The organism is Streptomyces mayonensis, from assembly GCF_018982965.1.
Taxonomy (GTDB): domain Bacteria; phylum Actinomycetota; class Actinomycetes; order Streptomycetales; family Streptomycetaceae; genus Streptomyces; species Streptomyces mayonensis.
This window is the reverse complement of the sequence record NZ_JACBYP010000029.1, coordinates 69,274-78,217: the sequence shown is the minus strand read 5'-3', so window position 1 is coordinate 78,217 and position 8,944 is coordinate 69,274. Positions and strand designations below refer to the sequence as shown.

The 8,944-nt window shown below is 70.3% G+C and carries 10 protein-coding genes; 7 read left to right on the top strand and 3 right to left on the bottom strand.

Features of this window, described 5'->3' with window-relative positions:
- Positions 1-108 precede the first annotated feature (108 nt).
- Positions 109-807: a DUF5324 family protein gene (locus HZS56_RS14100; RefSeq protein WP_216721050.1), complete on the bottom strand. Its 699-nt coding sequence runs from the start codon at positions 805-807 to the stop codon at positions 109-111.
- 319 nt (positions 808-1,126) lie between these two features.
- On the opposite strand from HZS56_RS14100, the gene HZS56_RS14095 reads away from it, so the two are divergent.
- Both HZS56_RS14095 and HZS56_RS14090 read left to right on the top strand, forming a co-directional pair.
- Complete coding sequence (locus tag HZS56_RS14095; protein ID WP_216721049.1) at positions 1,127-1,660, top strand: peptidylprolyl isomerase; 534 nt, start codon at positions 1,127-1,129, stop codon at positions 1,658-1,660.
- 112 nt (positions 1,661-1,772) lie between these two features.
- Positions 1,773-2,663, top strand: coding sequence for a rhomboid family intramembrane serine protease (locus tag HZS56_RS14090; RefSeq protein WP_216721055.1), 891 nt, complete (start codon positions 1,773-1,775; stop codon positions 2,661-2,663).
- 290 nt (positions 2,664-2,953) lie between these two features.
- On the opposite strand, the gene crgA is transcribed toward HZS56_RS14090, so the two are convergent.
- Positions 2,954-3,208: a cell division protein CrgA gene (crgA, locus tag HZS56_RS14085; RefSeq protein ID WP_031036484.1), complete on the bottom strand. Its 255-nt coding sequence runs from the start codon at positions 3,206-3,208 to the stop codon at positions 2,954-2,956.
- 150 nt (positions 3,209-3,358) lie between these two features.
- On the opposite strand from crgA, the gene HZS56_RS14080 reads away from it, so the two are divergent.
- Genes HZS56_RS14080 through HZS56_RS14060 form a run of 5 tightly spaced genes read left to right on the top strand, consistent with a single transcriptional unit; the run spans position 3,359 to position 6,927 of the window.
- On the top strand, positions 3,359-4,138 hold the full coding sequence (locus HZS56_RS14080) for a DUF881 domain-containing protein (protein ID WP_216721048.1): 780 nt from the start codon (positions 3,359-3,361) through the stop codon (positions 4,136-4,138).
- Positions 4,139-4,183: 45 nt separating this feature from the next.
- A complete protein-coding gene (locus HZS56_RS14075; RefSeq protein WP_216721056.1) occupies positions 4,184-4,381 on the top strand; it encodes a hypothetical protein in 198 nt (65 codons plus the stop codon).
- Positions 4,378-5,016 (top strand): aminodeoxychorismate/anthranilate synthase component II, encoded by a 639-nt coding sequence (locus HZS56_RS14070; protein WP_216721047.1) that lies wholly within the window; start codon positions 4,378-4,380, stop codon positions 5,014-5,016. The genes HZS56_RS14075 and HZS56_RS14070 overlap by 4 nt, the downstream gene beginning before the upstream one ends.
- Positions 5,013-6,116: a class E sortase gene (locus HZS56_RS14065; protein ID WP_216721046.1), complete on the top strand. Its 1,104-nt coding sequence runs from the start codon at positions 5,013-5,015 to the stop codon at positions 6,114-6,116. Before HZS56_RS14070 ends, HZS56_RS14065 begins: the two co-directional genes overlap by 4 nt.
- A 13-nt stretch (positions 6,117-6,129) precedes the next feature.
- Positions 6,130-6,927, top strand: a complete 798-nt coding sequence (locus tag HZS56_RS14060) for a class E sortase (protein WP_308408073.1) — start codon at positions 6,130-6,132, stop codon at positions 6,925-6,927.
- Here HZS56_RS14060 and pknB read toward each other — a convergent pair.
- Positions 6,848-8,857: a Stk1 family PASTA domain-containing Ser/Thr kinase gene (gene pknB, locus HZS56_RS14055; RefSeq protein ID WP_216721045.1), complete on the bottom strand. Its 2,010-nt coding sequence runs from the start codon at positions 8,855-8,857 to the stop codon at positions 6,848-6,850. The genes HZS56_RS14060 and pknB overlap by 80 nt on opposite strands.
- Between the last annotated feature and the right edge of the window lie 87 nt (positions 8,858-8,944).

Genomic DNA, 8,944 nt, shown 5'->3' with positions numbered 1-8,944 from the left:
ACCGCACCACCGCACCACCGCACCACCGCACCACCGCACCACCGCACCACCGCACCACCGCACCACCGCACCACCGCCCCACGGCGATGTCATGACACGCGGCGGTGATCAGCGGGGGCCGTCGCCCTCCGCCTCCTCCCGCGCCTGCTTGGCCTGTACCTCGGGATCGAGGAGCGCCTCACCGGTGCCGTCCACCGACGTCAGCCGGCCCGACTCCGGCACCTCCGTCGCCTCCGGCGGCTCCACCAGCCAGTCCGGGTTGGCCTGCTTGTCCCACCACTTCCAGGCGGCCACCGCACCACCGGCGACGATCGCGGCCACCGCCACGACCCGGGCGACCCGCCCGGCCCGCGCCCGGCGCCGGTGCCTGCGGGACAGCCGCTGGATCTCCTTGGCGGTGACCTGGCCCCGCAGCGCGGCCAGCGCGGCAGCACCCCGCGCCGTGGCCTCGTCCCGCACGGGGCCGGCTGCGGCCACCGCCTGCTCGATCCTCGGCCGTGAGTACTCGGCCGCCTGCCGGGCGGCCAGCCGCGTGCGTACGGCGGCCTCCTGGGCGGCCGCGTCCATCTTCGGCGGCACATGCGTACGGGCCTGCTCCAGCCGCGGCGCGAGATGCGCGCCGTACTGGAGGCGGGCCTGGTCTGCGGCCTGCGACACCTTGGGCGCCAGCCGTACGCGCGCCTCCTGTGCATAGTGAGCGGCCCTGTCCTTGGCCGTGTCGGCGTAGGGCGCCACCACTTCCGCGGCGTGCAGCACGCTGTCCTTCGCCGAACCGGTCGCGGCGCGCACGCTGTCGATGCGGGTCACGGGTTCCTCCTCCTCGGTGGCGTACGGTAATTCGACTTTCCACCCTTTTACGGATCATGCCTGGGGACGGACCGGCAGGCATGCGAGGGCGGGCATCCGGGTCACGGGCGATGCCGTCAGGTCTCCGGTGCGCGTGGTGATGAAGATGCGAACAAGAGCTGACCAACGTCAAGAACGGGTGAATACCGGGCAACGCGAACCTGCCCACGACGATGCCACGGATTGCCGCTCCGCGCCCCTGACTCACGGGTTGCGCCGACGTGCGCGCCGCCCGCCGTGGGAGGATCGGTGCGCACAACTGGACGACGGAAGGCACATCGTGGCCGAGCAGCTCTACGCCACCCTGAAGACCAACCACGGCGACATCCCCATTCGGCTGCTGCCGAACCACGCCCCCAGGACGGTCAGGAACTTCGTCGAGCTCGCCCGGGGCGAGCGCGAGTGGACCAACCCCGAGACCGGGGAGAAGACCACGGACCGGCTCTACGACGGCACCGTCTTCCACCGGGTGATCAGCGGCTTCATGATCCAGGGCGGCGACCCGCTCGGCAACGGCACCGGCGGCCCCGGGTACCAGTTCGAGGACGAGTTCCACCCCGACCTCTCCTTCGACCGGCCCTACCTGCTGGCCATGGCCAACGCCGGACCGGGCACCAACGGCTCGCAGTTCTTCGTGACCGTGTCCCCGACGACCTGGCTGAACCGCAAGCACACGATCTTCGGGGAGGTCGCGGGCGAGGCCGGTCAGAAGGTCGTCGACACCATCGCCGCCCTGCCGACCAATCCCCGCACCGACCGCCCGGTCAAGGACGTCGTCATCGAGTCGGTGACCGTCGAGACCCGCCAGGGCTGACCTCCCGCACACCGGGAAGGAAGCGAAGGAACCAAACGCCCCGCCCATCCGTAAAGAGGGGCGGGGCGTGCGCATGTGCACCGACCACCCGCAGGACGACCGAGGGGAAGCCATGGACCACGCGGCCGCCGGCCCGCCGGACGCCCAGAGCCTGCCCGGCTGCTACCGCCACCCGGACCGCGAGACAGGCATCCGCTGCACGCGCTGCGAGCGCCCCATCTGCACGGACTGCATGGTCAACGCCTCCGTCGGCTTCCACTGCCCGGACTGCGCGGCCGGCCGCACCGGCGGCAACGGGCCCGCCCCCGCCGCGTCCCGGCCCCGCACCCTGGCCGGGGGCACCATCGCCGCCGACCCGCGGCTGGTCACCAAGGTGCTGATCGGCGTCAACCTGGCCCTCTTCCTGGTCCAGCTCTCCGTCGGCGACCGCTTCACCAACCACCTCGAGCTGATCGGCCGGGCCTACGTCCCACTCCTCGGCTCGGTGGAGGGGGTCGCGGAGGGCCAGTGGTACCGGCTGCTGACCGCGATGTTCCTGCACGGCAGCTACATGCACATCCTCTTCAACATGCTCAGCCTCTGGTGGCTCGGCGGCCCGCTGGAGGGCGCCCTCGGCCGGGCCCGCTACCTCGCCCTCTACTTCTGCTCCGGGCTGGCCGGCAGCGCCCTGACCTACCTGATCGCCGAGCCCAACCAGCCCTCGCTCGGCGCCTCCGGTGCGATCTTCGGCCTCTTCGGTGCCACCGCCGCCCTCGTGCGCCGTCTCAACGCGGACATGCGGCCGGTCGTCATCCTGCTGGTGATCAACCTGGTCTTCACCTTCACCTGGGCCAACATCGCCTGGCAGGCCCACGTCGGCGGGCTCGTCGGCGGCGCAGTGATCGGCTACGCCATGCTCCACGCACCGCGTGAACGGCGGACCCTCGTGCAGTACGGTGCGTGCGCGCTGGTCCTGGTGGCAGTCGTGGCCCTGACCCTGGTGAGAACCGCTCAGCTCACCTGAGTGCCTCCGTTGTCCACAACGGGTGCCGGATCTTGTGCACAGCGTGCGGGAACAGGTGCGCCCCCTGTCGATGACTAGCGTTTCCGCAGGTCAGGCAGGAGGCGAACGTGTTTTCGGTTAATGGGACCAACCAGTACTTCCGTCATACCGGCGTCAATCCCACGGGGGTTATCCACAGATCGTCTTTCTTTTCCCCAGCGTGTGGACAAGGCCTGTGGATAACTCACCGCACACCCCTGGGCAGAGCTACCGGGAGAGCCCCCGCGGGGCGGCTCCCCTCGCCTCCGCCGCTACTTCCACTGCGTCGAGACGCCGAATCCGGCGGCGATGAAGCCGAAGCCCACCACGATGTTCCAGTTGCCGAGCGAGTCGATCGGCAGCGAACCGTCGGTGACGTAGAAGACGACGATCCAGGCCAGGCCGATGACGAACATGGCCAGCATGACCGGTGCGACCCAGCTGCGGTTGGTCAGCTTGATGCTGGCCGCCTGCTTCGAGGGCGGCGGCGTGTAGTCGGCCTTCTTGCGGATACGTGACTTCGGCACGAGGGTCTCTCCTGTCGATGCGCTGCGTGGCCGCGCAGGGAACGGGGGTCGGTCTCGGGGGCGGCGAACGGGGGACAAGGGGACTCTGAGCGCTCCCCCGGGCGTCCGTTAGCGTAGTCCTTCCGTGGCGCCGAAGGAGATAAGGGTACGTTGAGCAATTCTGCCGACTCCCCCGGGACGGGATCCAGCCCTGCCCGCGGACGCCGTCTGCGGCCCGTGCGGATTCTCACGGCAGCCGTCTTCGCCCTCGCGGGGCTCATCTTCTTCACCAGCTTCAACACCGCCAAGGGCACCAACATCCGCACGGACGCCTCGCTGCTGAAGCTGTCCGACCTCATCCACGAACGCAGCCGGGGGAACGGCCTGCTGGAGGAGTCCAACGGGGCACTGCGCCAGGACGTCGAATCCCTCGCCGAACGCGACGACGGCCGGAGCAGGTCCGAGGACGACGAGCTCGCCGCGCTGGAGAAGAAGGCGGGCACGCACGAGCTGGAGGGCGAGGCGATCTCCGTCACACTCGACGACGCCCCGCCGGACGCCACCGCGAAGCTCCCCGGCTATCCGGAGCCGCAGCCCGACTACCTGGTGATCCACCAGCAGGACCTCCAGGCCGTGGTGAACGCCCTGTGGCAGGGCGGCGCCGAGGGCATCAAGGTCATGGACCAGCGGCTGATCTCCACCAGCGCGGTGCGCTGCGTGGGCAACACCCTGATCCTCCAGGGACGCGTCTACTCGCCGCCCTACAGGATCCAGGCGGTCGGCGACCCGGAGCGGCTGAAGAAGACCCTGGCCAAGTCGCCGGCGATCCAGAACTACATGGTGTACGTCAACGTCTACGGGCTCGGCTGGAAGGTCGAGGACGACGGGCGGGCGACGCTCCCGGGCTACGCGGGCACGGCCGACCTGCACTATGCCCAGCCTGTGGATTAGGGCCGTTCCGCGGGGCCCCGCGCCGCTAGTCTGGTGCCGTACGGCGTGAGTCTGGCGCCGTGGTGCGACGGAAGGGACGGCATGTACGGCTGGATCTGGCGGCATCTGCCGGGGAACGCGTGGGTGAAGGCGCTGCTCTCCCTCGTGCTGGTGGTGGCCGTGGTCTACGTCCTCTTCCAGTACGTCTTCCCGTGGGCCGAACCGCTGCTTCCCTTCAACGATGTGACGGTGGACAACCAGTGAGCGCGCGCATCCTCGTCGTGGACAACTACGACAGCTTCGTCTTCAACCTGGTCCAGTACCTCTGCCAACTGGGCGCCGACTGCGAGGTCCTGCGCAACGACGAGGTGTCCACGGCGCACGCCCAGGACCGGTTCGACGGGGTCCTGCTGTCGCCGGGGCCGGGTGCGCCGGAGCAGGCCGGGGTGTGCGTCGACATGGTCCGGCACTGCGCGGCGACCGGGGTGCCGGTCTTCGGCGTCTGCCTCGGCATGCAGTCGATGCAGGTGGCGTACGGCGGGGTCGTGGACCGCGCGCCGGAGCTGCTGCACGGCAAGACCTCGCCCGTCGAGCACACCGGCGAGGGCGTCTTCGCGGGCCTGCCCTCGCCCTTCACCGCGACCCGGTACCACTCGCTGGCGGCCGAGCCGGACACGGTGCCCGCCGAGCTGGCGGTGACGGCCCGGACGCCGGACGGCATCGTGATGGGTCTGCGCCACCGTGAGCTGCCCGTCGAGGGCGTGCAGTTCCACCCGGAGTCGGTGCTGACCGAGCACGGGCACCGGATGCTGGCCAACTGGCTGGCGGAGTGCGGCGACCGGGACGCGGTGGCGAGGTCGGCGGGGCTCGCCCCGGTGGTGGGCAGGGCCACGGCGTGACCGCGCTGCGCCCCGAGCGCCAGTCCGGCACGGCCGGTGACCAGGGATCCCCGTACGGGCAGTCGTACGGGGATTCCGGTGCGTTCGGGGACGGCCGGCACGGGGACTTCGCCGCACAAGCCCCACAAGCCGCACAAGCCGCACAAGCCGCACAGGCAGCACAACAAGGGGCCGGGGCGCCCGGGGAGCAGTACCGGCCGCCGCTCGTCGACGACGAGACCGTGGCGCTGCGGGTCCCGGACCCCCCGCCGCGGCGGACGCCCGCCGTGCCCGCGGACGGCGGGCGCGCGGCGCGCAGGAAGGCCGCGAAACGGCGCCACGGGCGCCGTGGGACGTCCCGCGCCCGGCGGGTGGACGCCGAGGCCGAGGAGACCCCGCGGGCGCCGCTGTCGCGCGTGGAGGCCCGTCGGCAGGCCCGGGCCCGCAGACCCGGCCCGGCGGTGATCGCCAGCCGCGCGATCGGTGAGGTCTTCATCACGACCGGCGTGCTGATGCTGCTGTTCGTCACCTACCAGCTGTGGTGGACCAACGTCCGGGCGCACGCGCAGGCGGACCAGGCGGCCAGCAGCCTCCAGGACGACTGGGCGAAGGGCAAGGGCGCCCCGGGCGCCTTCGAACCGGGCCAGGGCTTCGCCCTGCTGCACATCCCGAAGCTGGACGTCGTGGTGCCGATCGCGGAGGGCATCAACAGCAAGAAGGTGCTGGACCGCGGCATGGTCGGGCATTACGCGGAGGGTGCGCTGAAGACGGCGATGCCGGACGCCAAGTCGGGCAACTTCGGACTGGCGGGCCACCGCAACACGCACGGCGAGCCGTTCCGCTACATCAACAAGCTGCAGCCCGGCGACCCGATCGTGGTGGAGACGCAGAACGAGTACTTCGTCTACAAGATGGCGTCGATCCTGCCGGTGACGTCGCCGAGCAACGTGAGTGTGCTGGAGCCGGTCCCGAAGCAGTCGGGCTTCAAGGAACCCGGCCGCTACATCACGCTGACGACCTGCACGCCGGAGTTCACCAGCAAGTACCGCATGATCGTCTGGGGCAAGATGGTCGAGGAACGGCCGCGCAGCAAGGGCAAGCCGGATGCGCTCGTCAGTTAAGGGCGGATGACCAGTGGCAGCGACCACCGACACGGAGCAGCAGGAGCAGGCCGGCGAGGACGGTTCCGGGGGGCCCGCGGCAGGCAGCCGGCGTCCCCGGCGGATCCTCGCCCGGGCGGTCGGCGTCTTCGGCGAACTGCTCATCACCGCGGGCCTGGTGATGGGCCTGTTCGTCGTCTACTCGCTGTGGTGGACGAACGTGGTCGCCGACCGCGCGGCGGACAAACAGGCCGACAAGGTCCGCGACAACTGGGCCCAGGACCGCGTCGGCCCGGACGGTCCCGGCGCCCTGGACACCGGGGCGGGCATCGGCTTCCTCCACGTCCCGGCCATGGGCGAGGGCGACATCCTGGTGGAGAAGGGCACGTCGATGAAGGTCCTCAACGACGGCGTGGCCGGCTACTACACCGACCCGGTCGAGGCGACGCTGCCCACCGCGGACAAGGAGGGCAACTTCTCGCTCGCCGCCCACCGCGACGGGCACGGCGCGAAGTTCCACCGCATCGACAAGATCGAGGAGGGTGACCCGATCGTCTTCGAGACGAAGGACACCTGGTACGTGTACAAGACGTACGCCACCCTCCCGGAGACCTCGAAGTTCAACGTCGACGTGCTCGACGGCATCCCCGAGGAGTCCGGCAGGAAGAAGGCCGGCCACTACATCACCCTGACGACCTGCACGCCGGTCTACACGAGCCGCTACCGGTACGTACGGGACGTACAAGCGGGGATCAGTCGTCGCCGCCGAGGCCGCCGAAGAACCCGCCGCCATTGCCTCCGTTGTTGCCGTTGTTGCCGGCGAGGGTCGTGAGGGTGACCTGCTGGGCGGCCGGGTCGTCGACCTCGGTGCCGGGCTGCGGGTCCATGGCGATCACTGTCGTGTTGTCCTCGGTCGGAGAGCCCGGCTGGACCTGGACGTTGCCGAAGCCGCTCTCCTGGAGGATCTGACGGGCCTCCGCGAGGCTCTTCCCGCGGACCTCGGGGATCGCGGTCTTCTCCACGGCCTTGCCGACGACGACGGTGACCTTGGAGCCCGGGTCGACCTGCTGGTTCGCCGAGGGCGTGGTGGAGATGACCTTGCCGACCTGGTTCTCGTCGGTGGTGGGCTGGTCGGTGCAGGTCGCATCGAGGTCGCTGCCCTCCATCTGGGACTTCGCCTCGTCACAGGTGCGGCCGACGACGTCCGGCACCGTGACCTTCTCCTCGGCCTTGGCGACCTCCAGGGTGACCTTCGAGCCCTTCTCCTTCTCGGTGCCCGGGTCCGGGTCCTGGCTGAGGACCGTGCCCTCGTCCTGGGAGGACTCGGTCTGCTTGGTCTCGACGTCGAAGCCCTTGTCCTCGAGCTGCTTGGTGGCTTCGTCCACGTTCTTGTCGATGACGTTCGGCACGGCGACCTTCGGGGCGCCGGTCGAGACGACCAGGTTGACGGTGGACTCCTTCTCGACGTCCGTGCCCTGCTTGGGGTCCTGCTCGCAGACGTTGCCCTTGGGCTGGTCCTCGCAGGGCTGTTCCTTGAACGTCAGTTTCAGGTCGATGTTGCCGGCCTGCTGCTCGGCGTCGCTCTTGCTCAGCCCCACGAACGTCGGCACCGGGACCTTGTCGTTGCCCGCCCCGCCGTTGCCGGTGAAGGCGTACTTGCCGATCAGGATGGCGCCGACCAGGACGAGGACGCCCGCCAGGACCAGGAAGATCGTGGAGGTGTTCTTCTTGCGCGGCTGCTGGCGGCGCCGGTCGGGGCGGTCGTCGTAGCCGTAGCCGCCGTCGTCCGGGTTGGCGGGCGGCAGCATGGTCGTGGCACTGGCGCCCGCGTCCGAGCGCAGGGCGGTGGTCGGCTGGTCGTCGGGGTAGGCGCCGTAGCCGCCCGCGGCCATCGCGCCCATCGCGGCGGTGGCTCCGACGGGCTGGCCGTCGAGGCAGGCCTCGATGTCCAGGCGCATCTCGTCGGCCGACTGGTAGCGGTGGTCCGGGTCCTTGACCAGGGCCTTCAGCACGATCGCGTCCATCTCGGGCGTGATCTCGGGGTCGAAGACGCTCGGCGCCTGCGGTTCCTCGCGCACGTGCTGGTAGGCGACGGCCACCGGGGAGTCGCCGACGAAGGGCGGGCGCACCGTGAGCAGCTCGTAGAGCAGGCAGCCGGTGGAGTACAGGTCGGAGCGCGCGTCGACCTGCTCGCCCTTGGCCTGCTCCGGGGAGAGGTACTGGGCGGTGCCGATCACGGCGGCGGTCTGGGTCATCGTCATGCCCGAGTCGCCCATGGCGCGGGCGATGCCGAAGTCCATGACCTTGACCTGGCCGTTGCGGGTGAGCATGACGTTGGCCGGCTTGATGTCGCGGTGGACGATGCCGGCCCGGTGCGAGTACTCCAGGGCCTGGAGGATGCCGATGGTCATCTCCAGCGTCCGCTCCGGCAGGAGCTTGCGGCCGGAGTGGAGCAGCTCGCGGAGCGTGGAGCCGTCGACGTACTCCATGACGATGAACGGGATCGACACGTTGTCGATGTAGTCCTCGCCCGTGTCGTACACCGCCACGATCGCGGGATGGTTGAGCGAGGCGGCCGACTGGGCCTCCCGGCGGAAGCGGGCCTGGAAGGACGGGTCGCGCGCGAGGTCCGCGCGGAGCGTCTTCACCGCCACGGTGCGGCCGAGCCGGGTGTCGTGCGCGAGGTATACCTCCGCCATGCCACCACGGCCGAGCACCTGGCCCAGCTCGTACCGGCCGCCGAGGCGACGCGGCTCTTCCATGGTTACCTACCAGCCCTCTCCGTCGGTCCCGACCGGCATGCTTGTACGGTCGGAGGCTGCCGTCCGGCCTACCGTACCCGGCTCGCT